This window comes from Actinomycetospora endophytica, assembly GCF_021026375.1.
GTDB classification, from domain to species: Bacteria; Actinomycetota; Actinomycetes; order Mycobacteriales; family Pseudonocardiaceae; genus Actinomycetospora; species Actinomycetospora endophytica.
On sequence record NZ_JAJNDB010000001.1, the window covers coordinates 1,191,659 to 1,209,961 of the forward strand.

The 18,303-nt window shown below is 74.4% G+C and carries 18 protein-coding genes; 10 read left to right on the forward strand and 8 right to left on the reverse strand.

What is annotated here, in order from left to right; genetic code table 11:
• The first annotated feature begins 10 nt into the window (after positions 1-10).
• From LQ327_RS05880 to LQ327_RS05900, 5 genes are all read left to right on the forward strand, one after another.
• A complete protein-coding gene (locus LQ327_RS05880; protein WP_230730578.1) occupies positions 11-919 on the forward strand; it encodes a CoA transferase subunit A in 909 nt (302 codons plus the stop codon).
• A complete protein-coding gene (locus LQ327_RS05885; RefSeq protein ID WP_230730579.1) occupies positions 916-1,746 on the forward strand; it encodes a CoA-transferase in 831 nt (276 codons plus the stop codon). The genes LQ327_RS05880 and LQ327_RS05885 overlap by 4 nt, the downstream gene beginning before the upstream one ends.
• On the forward strand, positions 1,743-3,725 hold the full coding sequence (locus LQ327_RS05890) for an acetate--CoA ligase family protein (protein ID WP_230730580.1): 1,983 nt from the start codon (positions 1,743-1,745) through the stop codon (positions 3,723-3,725). The genes LQ327_RS05885 and LQ327_RS05890 overlap by 4 nt, the downstream gene beginning before the upstream one ends.
• Before the next feature lie 79 nt (positions 3,726-3,804).
• On the forward strand, positions 3,805-4,425 hold the full coding sequence (locus LQ327_RS05895; protein ID WP_230730581.1) for an MEDS domain-containing protein: 621 nt from the start codon (positions 3,805-3,807) through the stop codon (positions 4,423-4,425).
• Between the two features lie 44 nt (positions 4,426-4,469).
• Entirely contained in the window at positions 4,470-6,065 is a 1,596-nt protein-coding gene (locus tag LQ327_RS05900) for a PucR family transcriptional regulator (protein WP_230730582.1), read from the forward strand.
• Here LQ327_RS05900 and LQ327_RS05905 read toward each other — a convergent pair.
• From LQ327_RS05905 to purD, 4 genes are all read right to left on the reverse strand, one after another.
• Positions 6,062-7,192: a pyridoxal phosphate-dependent aminotransferase gene (locus LQ327_RS05905; RefSeq protein ID WP_269069545.1), complete on the reverse strand. Its 1,131-nt coding sequence runs from the start codon at positions 7,190-7,192 to the stop codon at positions 6,062-6,064. The two genes, LQ327_RS05900 and LQ327_RS05905, sit on opposite strands and share 4 nt — an antisense overlap.
• 103 nt (positions 7,193-7,295) lie before the next feature.
• Positions 7,296-8,564, reverse strand: a complete 1,269-nt coding sequence (locus LQ327_RS34575) for a lytic transglycosylase domain-containing protein (protein WP_230730584.1) — start codon at positions 8,562-8,564, stop codon at positions 7,296-7,298.
• A gap of 7 nt (positions 8,565-8,571) precedes the next feature.
• A complete protein-coding gene (locus LQ327_RS05915) occupies positions 8,572-8,952 on the reverse strand; it encodes a hypothetical protein (RefSeq protein ID WP_230730585.1) in 381 nt (126 codons plus the stop codon).
• 137 nt (positions 8,953-9,089) lie between these two features.
• Entirely contained in the window at positions 9,090-10,352 is a 1,263-nt protein-coding gene (gene purD, locus LQ327_RS05920) for a phosphoribosylamine--glycine ligase (RefSeq protein WP_230730586.1), read from the reverse strand.
• 458 nt (positions 10,353-10,810) lie between these two features.
• Between purD and LQ327_RS05925 the strand changes: the two genes are divergently transcribed.
• Positions 10,811-12,016, forward strand: a complete 1,206-nt coding sequence (locus LQ327_RS05925; RefSeq protein ID WP_230730587.1) for a glycerophosphodiester phosphodiesterase family protein — start codon at positions 10,811-10,813, stop codon at positions 12,014-12,016.
• A 70-nt stretch (positions 12,017-12,086) separates the two neighbouring features.
• Here LQ327_RS05925 and LQ327_RS05930 read toward each other — a convergent pair whose 3' ends face one another.
• Both LQ327_RS05930 and LQ327_RS05935 read right to left on the reverse strand, forming a co-directional pair.
• On the reverse strand, positions 12,087-12,407 hold the full coding sequence (locus LQ327_RS05930) for a UBP-type zinc finger domain-containing protein (protein WP_230730588.1): 321 nt from the start codon (positions 12,405-12,407) through the stop codon (positions 12,087-12,089).
• Between the two features lie 10 nt (positions 12,408-12,417).
• Positions 12,418-13,704 (reverse strand): adenylosuccinate synthase, encoded by a 1,287-nt coding sequence (locus tag LQ327_RS05935; protein WP_230730589.1) that lies wholly within the window; start codon positions 13,702-13,704, stop codon positions 12,418-12,420.
• Positions 13,705-13,805: 101 nt separating this feature from the next.
• Between LQ327_RS05935 and LQ327_RS05940 the strand changes: the two genes are divergently transcribed.
• Together LQ327_RS05940 and LQ327_RS05945 are read left to right on the forward strand one after the other, a co-directional pair.
• Positions 13,806-14,579, forward strand: coding sequence for a hypothetical protein (locus LQ327_RS05940; RefSeq protein WP_230730590.1), 774 nt, complete (start codon positions 13,806-13,808; stop codon positions 14,577-14,579).
• A gap of 149 nt (positions 14,580-14,728) precedes the next feature.
• Complete coding sequence (locus LQ327_RS05945) at positions 14,729-14,974, forward strand: hypothetical protein (protein WP_230730591.1); 246 nt, start codon at positions 14,729-14,731, stop codon at positions 14,972-14,974.
• Positions 14,975-14,979: 5 nt separating this feature from the next.
• Here the strand turns inward: LQ327_RS05945 and LQ327_RS05950 are convergent, their stop codons facing one another.
• Positions 14,980-15,420: a DUF3151 domain-containing protein gene (locus tag LQ327_RS05950; protein ID WP_230730592.1), complete on the reverse strand. Its 441-nt coding sequence runs from the start codon at positions 15,418-15,420 to the stop codon at positions 14,980-14,982.
• A gap of 97 nt (positions 15,421-15,517) precedes the next feature.
• Positions 15,518-16,552, reverse strand: coding sequence for a class II fructose-bisphosphate aldolase (gene fbaA / locus LQ327_RS05955; protein ID WP_230730593.1), 1,035 nt, complete (start codon positions 16,550-16,552; stop codon positions 15,518-15,520).
• Between the two features lie 279 nt (positions 16,553-16,831).
• Between fbaA and LQ327_RS05960 the strand changes: the two genes are divergently transcribed.
• Both LQ327_RS05960 and LQ327_RS05965 read left to right on the forward strand, forming a co-directional pair.
• Positions 16,832-17,578 (forward strand): SigE family RNA polymerase sigma factor, encoded by a 747-nt coding sequence (locus LQ327_RS05960; RefSeq protein WP_230730594.1) that lies wholly within the window; start codon positions 16,832-16,834, stop codon positions 17,576-17,578.
• Positions 17,579-17,732: 154 nt separating this feature from the next.
• Positions 17,733-18,302 (forward strand): hypothetical protein, encoded by a 570-nt coding sequence (locus tag LQ327_RS05965; RefSeq protein ID WP_230730595.1) that lies wholly within the window; start codon positions 17,733-17,735, stop codon positions 18,300-18,302.
• Position 18,303 lies beyond the last annotated feature (1 nt).

An 18,303-nucleotide genomic window follows, 5' to 3' on the forward strand; every position in this document is an offset into this window, starting at 1 on the left:
GGGAGCCACGGTGAGCGCGTTCCACCTCGGCGGCGACAAGCGCGTCCCGCTGGCCGAGGCCGCCGCGCGGGTCGGCGACGGGGCGCTGGTCGCGCTGGGCGGCGGGCTGTGCGCCCGGCTGCCGATGGCGCTGGTCCGCGAGCTGGTCCGGCAGGGCCGCCGCGGCCTGCACCTGGTCGGCTCGGCCCACAGCATCGACGTCGACCTGCTGATCGCCACCGGTGCGGTCGCGGTGTGCGAGGAGAGCTACGTCGGGTTCGAGCAGGATCTCGGGCTGGCGCCGGCGTTCCGGCGGGCCGCCCGCGAGGGAACGGTGGAGATCCGGGAGAGCTGCTGCGCGACGATCCTCGCGCAGCTGCGGGCCGCCGAGGCCGGCGTGCCGTTCACCCCGGTGCGCGGGATCAAGGGCACCGACATCGAGGGCCTGCACCCGGAGTACGCCCGGATGACCTGCCCGTTCACCGGCGAGGAGCTCGTCGTCGTGCCGCCGCTGCGCCCGGACGTCACGCTGCTGCACGCCCCGGTCGGCGACGCCCACGGCAACCTGCACCTCGACCAGCCGTTCGTGCTCGACGAGCGGTTCGCCCACGCCTCGGCGCAGGTGGTCGCGACGGTGGACCGGATCGTCCCGACGGCGGAGCTGGTCACCTCCGGCGTCGTCGTGCCGGGCCACCTCGTCTCGGCGGTCGCCGAAGTGCCCTACGGGGCACACCCGTCGTCGTGCTACCCCGGCTACGCCTACGACCGGCCGCACCTGGCGGCCTACCTGGCCGCGGCCACGGCGGGCGGGACCGCGCTCGACGAGTACCTCGCGCGCTACGTGGCCGTCGACGAGGACACCTATGTGAAGGACGTCGACCCGGGGCGGCTGGCGTCCTGGTCGGAGTCCACGGCGGCGTGGCAGGAGCTGTTCCGGTGAGCGCGTGGTCGCTCGACGAGGCGTTCGTGGTGGCGCTGGCCCGCACGATCGCCGACCGGGAGGCGGTCTTCCACGGGTTCGCGAGCCCGTGCGCGCAGGTCGCGATGCACGTCGCGAAGCGCACCCACGCCCCGGACTGCCTGCTGATCGAGGGCGCGACGTACGCCGTCGACCCCGTCCCGGTCTTCGTCCCGCCGACCGGCAACGACCTCGCCCTGCACCGCGACGCGGTCTACCGGATGCGGTTCGAGGAGTTCTTCGACGCGGCATGCCGGGGGGCGGTCGACCGGATGTTCCTCTCCGGCGGCCAGATCGACGGCTACGGCAGCACGAACGTCACCGCGATCGGCGGGATGCCGCACCCGAAGATCAAGCTCGGCGGCGGGGGCGGTGGCGGCAACATCTCGGCGAGCATCGGCGCGCTGACCGTCTGGACCTCACGCCACCGAGCGGGCCGCACCCTGGTCGCCGACCTGGACTTCCTCACCGACCTCGGGCACCGCACCCGTGAGGGCACCCGGGCCGAGCTGGGCTACACCGGCGGCGGTCCGCAGTGGCTGGTCACCGAGCTCGGCGCGTTCGACTTCGACGACGAGGGCCACGCCCGGCTGCGGGCGCTGTGGCCGGACGTCACCGTCGACGACGTGGCCGCGGCGACCGGCTTCGCGCTGCGGGTCGCCCTCGACGGCGCGGACGGGCTGCTCGACCCGCCGTCGGAGGCGGAGCTGGCCGCGGTGCGCGCGGTCGACCCGCTCGGGGTGCGGCGCTCGGAGTTCGCGGACCCGGAGCTCGCGCGCACCTTCTCGACGGCGGCGGTCGTCTCGTGACGCTCCTCGACGCGCTGTTCTCGCCGCGCCGGGTCGCGCTGGTCGGGGCCTCCGACCGGGTCGGGAGCCTCGGGCAGGTACTGGCCGCGAACCTCGCGGACTTCCCCGGCGAGGTGGTGCCGGTGCGCGGCGGGGAGTCGCTGCGCGACGTCACCGGGCCGATCGACCTCGCCGTCGTCTCGGTGCCCGCGAAGGCCGTGCCCGCCGTCGCCGCCGACGCGGCCGCCGCGGGTGTGACGGCGATGGTGGTGCTCTCCGGCGGGTTCGCCGAGACCGGTCCGGACGGGACGGCGTTGCAGGACGAGCTGGTCGAGGCGTCGGGGGCGGTGCGCGTCGTCGGGCCGAACTGCTTCGGCATCCAGAACTGCGACCTGCCGCTGAACGCCTCGATGGCGACCGGGCTCCCCGACGGCGGCGGCGGCATCTCGCTGATCAGCCAGTCCGGGGCGTACGGGATGGCGATCCGGACGCTCGCCGTCGACGAGCGCACCCGCTTCGCGAAGATCCTCGCCCCGGGCAACACCTGCGACGTGACCATCGCCGAGCTGCTCGCCGAGCTCTCCGCCGATCCCGCGACGCGGACGCTGTGCTTCCTGCTCGAGTCCCTGTCCGACGGGCGCGCGTTCGTCGGGACCGCGCGGCGGACCGGGGTGACGAAGCCGGTGATCGTCGCGAAGACCGGGCGCTCGGCGGCCGGGGCGCGGGCGGCGGCGTCGCACACCGCGGCCCTGGCCTCCTCCGAGAAGGTGTGGCAGGGCGTCTTCCGCCAGGCCGGGATCGTCGAGGTGGGCTCGGGGCAGGAGCTCCTCGACGTCGCGCGGGCGCTGGACGGGCAGCCCCACCCGGCCGGGAACCGGGTCGCGGTGATCACCAACTCCGGCGGGGTGGGCGTCGAGCTGTGCGACCTGCTCGCCGACGAGGGCCTCACGGTCCCGGCGCTGTCGCCGGCGCTGCAGGAACGGATCCGGGCGATGCTGCCCGCGTTCGCGAGCCCGGTGAACCCGGTGGACGTGACCCCGGTGTGGTCACGGTTCGCCGAGCTGTACCCGGCCCTGACGGATCTGCTCGCCCGCAGCGGCGAGGTCGACGTCGTCGTCCCGGTCCTGCTGCAGCGCGCGGCGATGGACGCGGCGACCGCGGAGGGCCTGCGGGCCACCGTCGCGACGCTGCGCGCGGACGGGGTGGAGGTGCCGGTGGCGGTGTGCTGGGTCGCGCCGCGCGACGCCCGCCCGAACGCCGACCTGCTCCAGGAGAGCGGGGTGCCGTGCTTCGACTGGCCGGCGCGGACCGCCCGCGCGCTCGGCCACGCCCACCGCTGGGCCCGCACCCGGGAACGACCGCTGCCGGCGACGCGTCCGGTGGTTCCGGTCGAGGCCCCGCCGGCCCTGGACCCCGAGGCCGGTGCGACGTTCCTCGCCCGCTTCGGGGTGACGACGGCGCGGTCCGTCGCCTGCGCCGACGCCGACGAGGCCGTCACGGCGGCCGGTGACGCGTTTCCCGTCGTCGTGAAGATCGCGAGCGCGGCGCACCGCACCGAGCTGGGCGGGGTGCGGGTCGGGCTGTCCTCGGCGACCGAGGTGCGGGACGCGGCGTCCGAGCTGCTGGCGCACGGGCCGGTGCTCGTCCAGCCGCAGCTCACCGGGGTCGAGGTGGCCGTCGGCGCGCTGCGCGACCCGGTGTTCGGGCCGGTGGTCATGGCCGGGCTGGGCGGGGTCTGGATCGAGGTCCTCGCCGACGTCGGGTTCGCCCTCGCCCCGCTCGACCGGGCCGACGCCCGCGAGCTGCTCACCCGGCTGCGGGGCTACGCGCTGCTGACCGGGGCGCGCGGGGCCGGGTCGGTGGACCTCGACGCTCTGGCCGACGTGATCGTCGGGGCCGGCGACGCGCTGGTCGCGGCCGACGGTGTCTCCGAGATCGACCTCAACCCGGTGCTCGCGACGCCGGAGCGCGCGGTGGCGGTGGACTGGAAGGTCGCGTGAGCAGATCGGGGAGCGCAAGACCTGTCCGGATACCTGTCCCCGGCAGTACGGTATGTGATCTACAGCACAGGAGTGTGCGATGGCGGCGTCGATGACGATGGGCCTGCCCGGCGTCCGGTTGACGCCGGGCGATCACATCTGCGCCTTCTTCCGCGGCGCCCGGGAACGCGACGCGCTGCTGGTCCCCTACCTGCGCGAAGGGCTGCGGGCCGGGGACATGTGTCTGTGCGTGACCGACGACCCGACGGCCGCGGTCGGCGAGCTGGTCGCCGAGTCGGCGTCGGACCCCGAGCTCGCCCGCGGCCGGTTGCGCTCGACCGACTCCGAGTCGACCTACCTCGCCGACGGCTGCTTCGTCATCGACCGGATGCTCGGCTTCTGGGAGACCGAGGTCGGCGGCGCCGTGGTGCGCGACGGGTTCGACTCGGTGCGCTCGGTCGGGGAGATGACGTGGGCGCTGAGCGGGCGCCCCGGCGTCGAGGGGCTGATCTCGTACGAGTCGCGGCTCAACGACTTCCTGCCGCGCTACCCGCTCGTCGCGCTCTGCCTGTACGACCTCGAGCGGTTCAGCGACGGCGAGATCGTCGTCGAGATCCTCCAGACCCACCCGGCCGTGCTGATCGGCGGCGAGCTCGTCGAGAACCCCTGGTACACCGATCCGCACGACTACCTCGGCCGGAGACCGGCCACCGCGTCGTGATCTCCGCGCCGCCGGACCGGGCGGAGCGCGAGCTCCTCTCGAGCATGCGCAGCCTGCTCCTGCTCGGGAAGATGATGGCCGAGGGTGCGGACGAGCGGCAGATCGTCCTGCTGGCGAGCGGGGCGGCCCCGTCGCTCGCGCGCTGCGGGTACGCGCAGGTGGTGCTTCCCGGGGACACCGGCCCACGCGAGCTCGCCGCCGAGATCGCCGGGCTCGGGCCGTCCGGCGGACCGGTGCGCGTGCCCGGGCTCGAGCACGGCTGGGCGTGGCCGTTGCGCCAGACCGAGGACCCGCTCGGCCACCTCGTCGTCGGGGGGCCGGCCGAGTTCTCCGGCGAGGAGACCTTCCTGCTGCGGGCGCTGGCCCAGCAGACCGGCGACGCCCTGGCCAACCGCCGCCTGCACGACCAGGAACAGGCCACCGCCGCCACCCTCGTCGCGGTCAACGACCGGCTGCGCGGCACCGTCGAGGCGCTGCGCCGGAGTATGGACATCCACTCCCGGCTCACCGCCGTGGCCGTCTCCGGGGAGGGGCAGGACGGGATCGCCCGCGCGGTGCACGACCTGACCGGGCTGGGCGTGGCGATCGAGGACCGCTACGGCAACCTGCAGGCGTGGGCCGGCCCCGACCGGCCGTCGGTGTACCCGAAGGAGCCGCCCGCGTGCCGGGAGCGGCTGATCGCCCGCATCGCCCGGGAGGCCCGGCCGCTGCGACACGGGACGCAGGTCGTGGCGCTCGCGCACCCGCAGGGCGACACGCTCGGGGCGATCGTGCTCCACGACCCGGACCAGCGCGCCGGCGAGGCCGAGCTCATGGCGCTGGAGCACGGCGCGACGATCCTCGCGATGGAGCTCGCGCGCGTGCGCAGCCTCGCCGAGAGCGAGCTGCGGCTGCGTCGCGACGTGGTCGACGAGCTGCTCGGCGGCACCGACGAGGAGTCCAGCCTCGCCCGGGCGATGGCGCTGGGCTACGACCTGCAGCGCCCGCACCGGGTCGTCGTCGTCGAGGGCCACGGCCGGGTGCGGGACGACGACGCGTTCTTCCAGGCCGTCCGCCGGGCCGCGCGCGACGAGCCCGCCGGGACGCTCGTCGTCGCGCGCCGCGAGGAGGTGGTCCTGCTCGCCGACAGCGAGCCGGACTGGGAGCACCTGCGGCGCGCGGTGCTGCGCGAGCTCGGGGGCGGGCGCGCGCGGATGGGCGTCGGGCAGCGGTGCGAGCAGGTGGGCGACTTCCCCCGCTCGTACCGGCAGGCCCGGCTGGCCCTGCGGCTGCCCGCGCAGGCGGAGTGGGACGACCGCGCGATCCGGTTCGACGACCTCGGGGTCTACCAGCTGTTGGTGGGGATCGAGGACCTCGGGGAGATCGAGCGGTTCGTGCAGCACTGGCTCGGCAAGCTGCTCGAGTACGACACCAGCCGCGGCTCGGAGCTGGTGCGCACCCTCGCCCACCACCTCGAGCGCGGCGGGAACTACGAGCTGACCGCGAAGTCGCTCATCGTGCACCGCAACACGCTGAAGTACCGCCTCCAGCGGATCCGGCAGATCGCCGGGGTCGATCTCGGCGATCCCGACGTCTGGTTCAACCTGCACCTGGCCACGCGGGCCTGGCGGACGCTCGAGGTGCTGCGCGCGAGCCGTTAGAGCGTCGGGAGCCAGCGGCCGAGACGGTCGAGAGCCTCGCGGACGTCGTCGGTGGCGCCGGCGAACGAGAGCCGGATCCAGGTGTGGCCGTCGATCGGGTCGAAGTCGATCCCCGGTGCCACCGCGACCCCGGTCTCGGCGAGGATGCGCTTCCCGAACGCGAGCGTGTCGTCGGTGTGGTGGCCGACGTCCGCGTAGACGTAGAACGCGCCGTCGGCCGGGGCCAGGCGCGTCAGCCCGATCTGCGGCAGCCCGTCGAGCAGCAGCGCGCGATTGATCGCGTACCGCTCGACGTGGCCGTCGGCCTCGGCGTACGCGGCGTCGGTGAAGGCGCCGAGCGCCGCGGCCTGGGCCGGGACCGGCGCGCACACGGTGAAGTTCCCGGAGATCACGTCGACGGCGCGGCGCAGTCGTTCCGGGACGAGCAGCCAGCCCAGCCGCCACCCGGTCATCGACCAGTACTTCGAGAACGAGGTCACGACGACGGCCTCGTGGCTGGTGTTCCACGCGGTCTCGCTGGCCGGGCTCGTGCCGCCCGGGTCGTACTCGATCCCGTGGTAGATCTCGTCGCTGATCAGCTGGGTGCCGTGCTCGTCGCACCACCGGGCGAGCGCGGCCAGCTCCGCCGGGTCGATGACGGTGCCGGTCGGGTTGGCCGGGCTCGCGACGATCAGGCCGGCCGGGGCCTCGTCGAGCTCCTCGAGCATCGCCACGGTCGGCTGGAAGCGGGTCTCCGGTCCCGTCGGGAGCTCGACGACGTGGCAGCCGAGGCTCGCGAGGATGTTCCGGTAGCAGGGGTAGCCGGGGCGGGCGAGGACGACGGTGTCGCCCGCGTCGAACGCCGCCAGGAAGCTCAGCAGGAACCCGCCCGAGCCGCCGGTGGTGACGATGACGTCGTCCGCGGTCACCGTGTCGTCGCCGTAGCGGCGGCGGTGGTGCGTAGCGATCGCCTCGCGCAGTGCCGGAACGCCGAGCGAGCCCGAGTAGCCGAGGATCTGCTCGTCGAGGGCCGTGGCGGCGGCGCGCCGGACGTCGACCGGGGCCGGGGTGGAGGGCTGGCCCGCGGAGAGGTTCACCAGGTCGCCGTGGGTGCGCTGGCGCTCGCCCGCGGCGGCCCACACGTCCATCACGTGGAACGGTGGGACCTGGGCGCGACTCGCGGGATTCCTGGCGGGGCGCACGGTCGTCACGCGGTCCACCCTGACACAGCTGCGCCGGGGCCCGATGAGGTCAGTAGCCGACGTACGAGTCGCCCCGGGCCAGCGCCTCGACGCCGGGCACGTTCGACACCGACCCGTACCGTTTGATGGCGTACCGGACCCCCGCGATGATGTTGTCGATCGGGTCGCGGATCTCGCCGTGGCCGGGCAGCTTGTTGGCGTCGAAGGTCGGGCCGATGGTCTGCATGAGGCCCTGCGACGGGGTGCCCTTCGCCGCGTTGGAGTCCCAGCCGTTGGTGGCGTCCGGGTCCCCGCCGGATTCGTGGTCGATGATCTTCGCGATGTCGTCCTGGTCCATCTTGTCGGCCGGGACCCCGTGCTCGGCGAGGATCGCGGTGGCCTGACGGATCCAGTCGCCGACCTTCCCGGGCGGGCCGCCGCCGGGTCCCGACGACGAGGTCTCGCTCGTCCCGGAGGCGGAGTGGCCGCCGCCACCGTCGGTGCTCGTGTCACCGCCGTGGCTGGTGCTGGAGCTGTCGCCGTCGTGGGAGTCGTCGCCCGAGTGGCCGCTGTGGGTGGCGCCGCTGTGTGTGCCCCCGCTCCCGGCCTCGGATCCCGTGCTCTCGACCGCCGACCCGCCGTCGTGACCCTGCCCCGACCCGTCGTCGTCCCCGGAGCCGGTGATCCGGGCCGACTGCACCGGTTCGTCGGCGCCGACCGTGGCCTGCTGCCGGTCCGACCAGCGGGACGAGGCCCCGGAGGCCGAGGAGACGCCCGCGTCGGGGGAACGCAGGCGCGACCACCCGGTCATGGCTCCGGAGAGCGCGCGCAGCCGGCGGGCGGAGACGGCGACCTCGGCCTCGGCGCGGTCGAGCGCGTCCTGGGCCCGGGCGGTGGGCTCGGCGACCGCCGCCCGGACCTCGGCGACGCTCGGCGAACCGAGTGCCCCGCCCCGGGAGTGGGCCGCGTCCAGGGCGTCCGAGACGTGACCCGCGACCTCGTCGCGCAGCGCCTGCAGCGTCTGCCCGAGGTCGGCGAGCTCGCGCTGGGCGGCCCGGGCGGCGTCGCCCGTGCCGGCGCCGGCACGGGAGAACTCGGCGGTGTAGCGGGTGAACGCGTCGGCGCCGGGGCCCTGCCAGGCGCGCCCGACGTCGTCGCCCCCGCCCGACACCGCGCGCATCGAGTCGTCCATCCCGTCGGCGAGCGCCGCGAACCGGCGGCCGAGGTCGGTCACGGCCGCGGCGTCCACCCGGTCAACCCGGTCGGCGATCGCGAGCAGCGCCTCCGTGCCCGGTGTCGACTCCAGCGCGCCCACGACGTCGTACCCCCAGCCCGCCACGGACCACTCACCGCAGGGCGGCCAGGGCGCCCAGTCCCGACGACGAGAAGGTCCGCGTGCCGCTGGAGAGCCCGCTCGCCCCGCGGGTCACCGCGCGGACGCCGCTCGCCGAGTCGGAGTCGGCGCCCTGCATCGAGCGGAGTGTGGCGTCGAGCGCTCGGTCGACCTCGTCCATGCGCGCGCCGCCCGCGGTGAGCTCGCTCTCCAGGGCGGCGCGCAGGTCGGCGAGCGCCCCGGTCAGGGAGCCGCCCGCCTCGAGCCCGTCCACCCCGAGATCCACCGATCCGGCGCCGAGCACGTCGGCGAGCGCCGGGATGCGGCGCGCCTGTGCCGATGCGGCGACGCGCGCCTGCTCGATGGCGGCGGAGCCGTAGACGAGGTCGGGCATGCCGGGGAGCGTAGGTCGGCGTCGTGGGCCCCGGTGGCGGTTCGGCACAACTCGCGGGGGCGTGATCGGGCGCGACATCGAGGATGTGGAGTTGCTGACATCCAACGTCAGCGGTGCCGCATCGCTGACGGAGCCGATCAGCCCGGGACCGAGATCCGACCCTCGACCGCCGCCCGCGCGATGTCGGTGCGGGCGTGGCCGCCGGGCAGGTGCACCGCGTCGAGCTTCGTGTAGGCGTCCGCGCGGGCGTCCTCGAGCGTCGGACCGGTCCCGACCACCGAGAGCACTCGCCCACCCGCGGAGACCACCGCCCCGTCGTCGCGCCGCCGCGTCCCGGCATGCAGCACGCCGCGCCCGTCCGCGCCGGTGATCACCTCGCCGGTCCGGACCGAGCCGGGGTAGCCCTCGGCGGCCATCACGACCGTCACCGCGTAGCCGTCCGTCCAGGTCGGCGCGGGTTCCGCGCCGAGCCGGCCGGTCGCCGTCGCCAGCAGCAGCGAGGACAGCGACGAGCGCAGCAGCGCCAGCACCGCCTGGGTCTCCGGGTCGCCGAAGCGGGCGTTGAACTCCACGACCTGCGGCCCGGACGAGGTGAGCGCGAGCCCCGCGTAGAGCAGGCCCGAGAAGGGCGTCCCGCGCCGCGCCATCTCGGCGGCGACCGGGCGCACGATCCGCTCCACCACGTCGTCGACCAGCGAGGACGGCGCCCAGGGCAACGGCGCGTAGGCGCCCATGCCGCCGGTGTTGGGGCCCGCGTCGTCGTCGCCGAGGCGCTTGGCGTCCTGCGCGGGCAGCAGCGGCACGACGTCGGTGCCGTCGACGCAGCAGAACAGCGACACCTCGGGCCCGTCCAGGAACGACTCGAACAGCACCGGATGCCCCGAGTCGAGCAGCGTCATCGCGTGGGCCCGGGCGTCGTCGTACTCGGGGGTCACGAGCACGCCCTTGCCCGCGGCGAGGCCGTCGTCCTTCACCACCCAGGGTGCGCCGAACTTCTCCAGCACGGCGTCCAGCCGGGCGGGGGTGTCGACGATCTCGGAGGTCGCCGTCGGCACCCCGGCCGACGCCATGACGTCCTTGGCGAACGCCTTCGAGCCCTCGATCCGGGCGGCCGCCGCGGTCGGGCCGAAACAGGGGATGCCCGCCTCACGCAGTGCGTCGCCCACGCCCGCGACCAGCGGTGCCTCCGGGCCGACGACGACGAGGTCCGCCCGCCAGCGCCGCGCCAGGTCGACGACGTCGGGTCCCGACGTCGGGTCGGCGAGCCCCGGGTGCTCGGCGACGCCGGCGGTGCCGGCGTTGCCCGGGGCGGCCGCGAGGGCCGTCACGGCCGGATCGGCGGCGAGGGCGAGCAGCAGGGCGTGTTCGCGGGCTCCGGACCCGACGACCAGGACGCGCACGGCCGCCGACCCTACGGGGCCGGGGTCCGCCTCACCGCCCCAGCCCGGACGAACGACCCAGGGGCGGGGAGGGCTCCGTCGTCGAGCATGTGGCCTGATCGTGTGGCGCGGCGACGCGAGGATCACAGGTACCCCGGGTGTCAGTCTGATCACATGATCACCAACACCCACAAGGACCACACTCCGCCACAGCCGACCCAGGCACCGTCGGGAATCGGAATGCTCTTCGTGCTCGCGGGTGGGGTCTTGTCCCTGCTCCCGCCGCGTCGGGGGTCACCTGCCGCGCCCGCCCCGATGGCAACGATCGATCACCTCCCGCGGCGTCGAGGAGGCATCGAGGGCATCGAGGACGTCGACGAGTACTCGCGCGCTGCGTGAGCGTTCGTGGCTCCGGGTGTTCACCCGGCGGTCGCCTGCCCGGGTGGCGGCCGCCGGCGCCGTCGGGAAACCATCCGTGCATGGAGATCACCCGTCGTGCCGCGTTCGTGACCGCCGGTGGCCTCGCGACCGTGGGCCTGGTCGCCTGCTCGAACACCGCGCCGGCGCCGGGCGCGGCCGGGACCCCCGGTGCGGGACCGGCGGGGGCCGCGGGAGCCGCCGGTTCCGGCGCGGCCTCGTCGGGCGGAGCGGCACCGACCCCGACGACGCCCGGCCCCGGCCGCTCGGCCGTGACGATCGTGGGCCACCGCGGGGCGTGCGGGTATCGCCCCGAGCACACCGTCGACTCGTACTCCCTGGCCGCGCGCTTCGGCGCGGACGCCGTCGACGTCGACCTGTGCTCGACCCGCGACGGCCACCTGGTCGCCCGGCACGAGCCGGAGATCGGCGGGACGACGGACGTCGCCGCGCACCCCGAGTTCGCCTCGCGCCGCACCACCAAGGTGATCGACTCGCTGCCGACCACCGGCTGGTTCACCGTCGACTTCACCCTCGCCGAACTCAAGACGCTGCGCGTGGTCGAGCGGATTCCGGCGACCCGCCCGCACAACACCCTCTACAACGGGCGCGGCGAGATCCTCACGTTCGACGAGGTCCTCCACCTCCTCGACGACCTCTCCCGCGAGCTGGGCCGCCGCGTCGGCATCCTCCCCGAGGTCAAGCACTCGACGTTCCACCGCTCCATCGGGCTGCCGATCGAACCGACCATGGTCGACACGCTGAAGCGCCGGAACATGCAGGCGGACCCCCACGTGATCATCCAGTCGTTCGAGACGACCAACCTCAAGGAGCTGAAGACCCAGCTCGGCTGTCCGCTTCTGCAGCTGGTCGACTCGACGGGGGTGGCGCCCGCCGACCTCGTCGCCGCGGGCGACCGCCGGACGTTCGACGACCTCGTGACCCCGGCCGGGCTGCGGGAGGTCGCCGGTTACGCGACCTGGATCGGGCCGTCGAAGGAGCGGGTGATCGTCCCGACCGGCGGGCCGACGTCGCTGGTCACCGATGCGAAGGCGGTCGGGCTGAAGACGATGCCCTACACGTTCCGCAACGAGAACGAGTTCCTCCCGCCGGCGCTGCAGCGCGGCGAGCAGCCCGGTCAGCCCCCGCAGGCGGCGCCGAAGTCGACCTACGGCGACGCCTTCGCGGAGTACGCGCAGTACCGCGCGCTCGGCGTCGAGGGGCTGTTCAGCGACAACAGCGACACCGCGATCGCCGCCTTCGGGTAGGTGCGCTCCGCGCCTGTGAGCACTAATTGACGCCCTGGCGTCACTTACTGCTCACGAGCGCGGAGCGCACCTACCGGGACGCGGGCCTGCCTTCCTGCGCGACCAGCGGGAGCAGGCGGCGGTCGACGTAGCACCACCGCCAGGACTCCCCCGGCTCGAACGACTGCATGACGGGGTGGCCGGTCGACTCGTAGTGCACCGTGGCGTGCCGGTACGGACTGGAGTCGCAGCACGCGACGTGCCCGCAGGTCACGCACATGCGCAGGTGGGCCCACACGTCGTAGCCGGCCTCGCGGCAGTCCGGACAGATCAGCCCGGGACTCTCGGGATCGACCGCCGGCATCGGCTCATCGAGGTCCTTGGAAGCGATGAGGTGTTCACAGGCGCCCACCCGATCCAGTCTAGGCGACAGCACCTCGGGTGATGGTCTCGTCGCGGCCCGGTCCGACCCCGATCGCCGAGACCCGTGCCAACGAGAGCTCCTCGATCCGCTCGACGTAGTCGCGCGCGGCCGCCGGGAGGTCCTCGAAGGACCGGCAGGCCGAGATGTCCTCGAACCAACCCGGCATCCGCTCGTACACCGGCTTCGCGTGGTGCAGGTCCGACTGCGTCATCGGCATGTCGTCGACCCGCTTGCCGTCGATCTCGTAGGCGACGCAGATCGGGACCTCGCGCAGGCTGGAGAGCACGTCGAGCTTGGTCAGGAAGATGTCGGTGAGCCCGTTGACCCGCGTCGCGTAGCGCGCGATCACGGCGTCGAACCAGCCGCAGCGCCGGCTGCGCCCCGTCGTCACGCCGAACTCGCCGCCCTGCTTGCGCAGGTACTCGCCGTCGTCGTCGAGCAGCTCGGTCGGGAACGGCCCGGAGCCGACGCGGGTGGTGTACGCCTTGAGGATCCCGATCACGCGGTCGATGCGCGTGGGGCCGATCCCGGAGCCGGCCGACGCGCCGCCCGCCGTCGGGTTCGACGACGTCACGTACGGATAGGTGCCGTGGTCGACGTCGAGCAGCGTCCCCTGCGAGCCCTCCAGCAGCACCGTCTCGCCGCGCTCGAGCGCCTGGTTCAGCGCGAGGCGGGTGTCGGCGATCCGGTGGGAGAAGCCCTCGGCCTGGGCGAGCACCTGGTCGGCGACCTCGTCGGGGTCGAGCGCGCGGCGGTTGTAGACCTTGACCAGGATCTGGTTCTTGAGGTCGAGGGCGGCCTCGACCTTCTCGCGGAGGATCTTCTCGTCGAAGACGTCCTGCACCCGGACCCCGACGCGCGCCACCTTGTCCTGGTAGGCGGGCCCGATGCCCCGACCCGTCGTGCCGATCTTGGACTTGCCGAGGAAGCGCTCGGTCACCTTGTCCATCGCCACGTGGTACGGCATGAGCATGTGGGCGTCGGCGGAGATCAGCAGCTTGGACGTGTCCACGCCCTGGCCCTCGATCTCGGCCAGCTCCTCGAGCAGCACCCCGGGGTCCACGACGACGCCGTTGCCGATCACGTTCGTGACCTCGGGCGTCAGGATCCCGCTGGGGATGAGGTGCAGCGCGAACTTCTTGCCGTCGGGCAGCACCACCGTGTGACCGGCGTTGTTGCCGCCCTGGTAGCGGACGACCCAGTCGACCTCGCCGCCGAGGATGTCGGTGGCTTTGCCCTTGCCCTCGTCGCCCCACTGGGCGCCGATGAGGACGATGGCCGGCATGTGACACTCCCTGGGTTTCGTGCTCGTGCGGTCGCTCTCGCACGGCGCACCCGCTCGGCGTCACCCGATGAGCCATCCGTGCACCCGAAGGGTAGTCGCACTTGTCCGCCGATCCGACACCACGGTCCTCGACCCCCGGGCCGTTCGTGGTGCTGACCTGCGGAGACGTCACCGCACAGGGATGGGCCGGCGACCTCGGCGAGGCGCTGGGCGGTACGACGGAGATCGTCGCCGTCCCCCGGCGGCCCGGACGCGCCGACGTCGACCCGGTCCTGGACCGGCCGGCGCTGGCCGGGACCGGCCGACTCGTCGTCGCCGGCGGGGACGACGACCTCGCCGCGGTCCTGGTGCGCCTGCTGCGCCGCGAGCGGCTCGACGTCCCGGTGGCCTTCCTGCCCTGGTCGGCCTCCGAGGTCGCGGCGGTCTGGGGCGTACCCACCGGTCCGCGTCACGCGCTCGACGTGGCGCGCGAGGGCGCCGCCGCGCCCGCCCCGCTGGTCCGCGACGACCGCGGCGGGGTGGTCGTGGGAGCACACCGCGTCGGCGCATTCGACGGAGTCGTCTACTGCGACGAGCGCGAGGTGGTGCGCGGCGAGGCCGCCGGCCTCGTCGTCCGTCCCGATCCCGCCGGTGGACCCGCGGCGGTCGGGGGTGTGACGGTGACCGTGACCCGGCGCCGGCGGCTCGGCGGGCTGCTCCGAGGGGCCGAGCTCCACGCGCGCGGGCGGGCCGCCACCATCGGGTGCCGACCCGCCGCACTGCACCGCGACGGGGTCGACGAGGACCGCCCGCTGGAGCGCCGCAGCTGGTACCGGCACACCGCCGACTGGATCCTGGTGCGTCCGGCCGACGCCGTGCCCACAGCAAACCTGTGACGCACGGTGAGGATCCAGTAGCCCCCGGTCCGACGCGCACGTGGGTGATGGGTGACCTGTAGCACACCTGTCGTAACCGCGCTGCACCGATCGGAGCGACCTGTCCTCAGGGAGGTTCGGCCTCACCCGGACCGGGGTACGTTCTGTTCATGCTGGTCGCGGTCCTCATCCCGGTACTCCTCCTGATCGCGACGATGCTGATGGAGAAGTTCGAGACCAGGCTGCTGGACACCCGGCCCCGCAGGCGCCCCGTGCGCGGGCCGCTGCGACTGGAGGCCGGACCGACCCCGCCGGTCGCACAGCGTCACCTCCAGTCGGTGACCGAGCCGGCGCCGCTCGTGCTCGACGCCGGGCCGGTCGAGGTCGTCGACCAGCCCCTGCGCCGGGCTTCCTGAGGTCCTCAGACCACGCCGAGCACGGAGGCGGCCTTCGGGTCGCAGTCGTCGAGCAGGTCGCGGCACCGCGCGGCCTCGTCGGCCTCGCCGATCGTCGCGCTCGCCCGGGCCAGCACCGCGACCGCGCGCAGGAACCCCTGGTTGGGCACGTGGTCGACGGGCACCGGACCGAAGCCCTTCCATCCGTTGCGCCGGAGCTGGTCCAGCCCGCGGTGGTATCCGGTGCGCGCGTAGGCGTAGGCCGCGATGGTCTCGCCGCCGTCGAGGGCGCGCTCGGCCAGCGTGGCCCACACGGCGCTCGAGGTGGGGTGGTCCGCGGCGACGGCGGCCGGGTCCTCGCCCGCCTCGAGACGCCCCTGCGGCGCCGGGTCCTCCGGCAGCAGGGTGGGCTGGGGGCCCAGCAGGTTGTGGCCGTGATCGGCGGCGGGCCCGGTCGGGATGGTCATGGCCCGATCGTCCCACCGGCCACGGTCCCCGACCGGCACGAGGGGAGCCCCCGGCCGGGTAGAGCGGCCGAGGGTTCCCCTCGTGCGGGTCTCGGGGTTACTTCCCGAGCGACTGGCCCGTCGAGCGCAGGTTCTCGCAGGCCTGCACGACGCGGTCGGCCATGCCCTGCTCGGCGGCCTTGAGGTAGCTGCGCGGGTCGTAGACCTTCTTGTTGCCCACCTCGTCGTCGACCTTCAGCACGCCGTCGTAGTTGGAGAACATGTGCCCGGCGATGGGCCGGGTGAAGGCGTACTGGGTGTCGGTGTCGACGTTCATCTTGATCACGCCGTAGTCGAGGGCCTCGTGAATCTCCTCGATGAGCGAGCCCGACCCGCCGTGGAAGACCAGGTCGAACGGCTTCGAGCCCTCGGGCAGCCCCAGCTTGCGGGTGGCCACCTCCTGGCCCTGCTTGAGGATGTCCGGGCGCAGCTTGACGTTGCCGGGCTTGTAGACGCCGTGGACGTTGCCGAACGTGGCCGCAAGCAGGTAGCGGCCCTTCTCGCCCGCGCCGAGCGCGTCGACGGTGGCCTCGTAGTCGCCGGGCGCCGTGTAGAGCTTGTCGTCGCTGGCCGCGGAGATGCCGTCCTCCTCGCCGCCGACGACGCCGATCTCCACCTCGAGGATGATGTTCGCCTTGACCGCCTGGGCGAGCAGTTCCTGGGCGATGTCGAGGTTCTCGTGCAGCTCGACGGCCGAGCCGTCCCACATGTGGGACTGGAAGAGCGGCGGCTTCCCGGCCGCCACGCGCTCCTGGGAGATCGCGATCAGCGGGCGGACGAAGGAGTCGAGCTTGTCCTTCGGGCAGTGGTCGGTGTGGAGCGCAACGTTGATCGAGTACTTCTCGGCGACGACGTGGGCGAACTCGGCCAGCGCCGACGAGCCGACGACCATGTCCTTCACCGAGAGGCCGGAGCCGAACTCCGACCCGCCGGTCGAGAACTGGATGATGCCGTCACTCTGCGCCTCGGCGAACCCGCGCAGCGCGGCGTTGACGGTCTCGGAGGAGGTGCAGTTGATCGCGGGGTAGGCGAAGCGGTTCGCCTTCGCCCGGTCGATCATCTCGTTGTAGACCTCGGGGGTCGCGATCGGCATGAGGTGGCTCCCTCGGTCGGCGCGGTGCGCTTTCTGCGGTTGCGGACCCGGACGACGCCGGGACCTGGCCTGGTTCCCGGGCCCTGGGTGCACGCCCGGCGCGCGCAGTATGCCCGCCGGAGCGTGATGGGCGCGCCCGTCGTGACAGGGGCGGAGATCACCGGTGACCGGACCGGGACGTCCCCACCTGGCGCAGCGACGGCGCCACCGCGCGTCACGGCGGCGGGGCCGCGCTCCTCCGGCCCGAGGCAGTCGGAGGGCTGGTCTATCGTCGGGGGCGTGGTCGAGCCGGTGGAGAGCGCGATCGAGCGCACGCTGGGAAGCCTGCGCGCGCTCGATGCCGTGACGGGGGCCGAGGCCTCCGTCGTGCACCCCGCAGCCCCACCGGCACCACGCCAGGACTCGCGCGGGCCTGCTCCCGCCCGGCCCGCGCCCGGTCGGCCGGGCCCCGGCCATCCCGCCCCGGCACGCCCCGGCGCGCCGGCACCGCCGCCGGCTCCCGGCCCGTGGGCGGCCCCCGAGAGCGAGGCGGTCCCGGAGGGTCCCCGGACCCTCGAGGATCTCTACCGCGAGCACCGGATGCGGTTCGTCCGCCTCGCGATCCTGCTGGTCGACGACCCGGCGACCGCCGAGGACGTCGTCCAGGAGGCCTTCACCGGGCTGCACCGGCACTGGTCGCGGCTGCGGGACGAGAACGCCGCGCTCGGGTACCTCCGCACGGCGGTGGTCAACGGCTCCCGCTCGGTGCTGCGCCGCCGCCGGACGGCGCGCGAGTACACCCCGCCGCACACCGCGGACGCCCGGTCGGCCGAGTCGCTGGCCATGCTCTCCGCGGAGCACCAGGCGGTGGTGTCCGCGCTGGGCCAGCTGCCCCGCCGCCAGCGCGAGGTCCTCGTGCTGCGCTACTACGGCGGGCTCTCCGAGGCCGAGATCGCCGACGCCACCGGGATCAGCCGCGGCACCGTGAAGTCGACGGCCAGCCGCGGACTCGACGCCATCTCCAAGATCGTCGGCGCCGGGCCCTGAAGTCCCGCCGGGTCGGGGCCGCGCCGGCACCCTGGCCCGCTGCGTCATCGGGCGGTGCCCGCTCGGCCGTTCGGCGCCGTCCACCGCGCCCAGTCCACCGCTGTCCCACACGACCCTGGGGTGACGTCGGGGCCCGCCGCTACGATCCACCGCGATGAGTGACGAGCGGCTGCTGTCCGAGGCGCTGCGGGCCCACGCCGCAGGAGGCGTGTCGACGCCGCGCACCGACGCGCCGTCCTCGCCGTCCGGTACTCCCGCCCCGGCCTCCGGTGATCAGCCGGAGCAGCCCGGCGGCAGCCGCCGCCGACGTTTCCGCCCGCTCGGCCGCAGCAAGCGGGCGGAGACGCCGCCGAGCGGTGCGGCGCCCACCACACCCCGCCCCGACCAGGCGCGACCCGACGTGCCCGCGCCCCGGTCCGGAGGCCCCGGCGTTCCGCCGCCCGCCTACCCGCGCGGCCCGATGCCCCCGGCCCCGCCCACGGCTCCGGTGCGCTCCGGGCCGTCGTCGACACCGTTCGGGGCGCCCGGTGCGCCCCAGCGCCCCTACGGTCCGGCTCCCCGCCCTACCGCGCCGCCCCGTCCGGCCCCCGCCGGCCTCGCCGCGCCCGAGGGCTACGCCCCGTGGAGCGCGGCCACCGTGACCTGGTGGAGCGCGGTCGCGGTGCTCGCCGGCGGCGTCGTCGGCGGGGCGATCGGCGTGCTCTCCCTGCTGCTCCCGGCCTGAC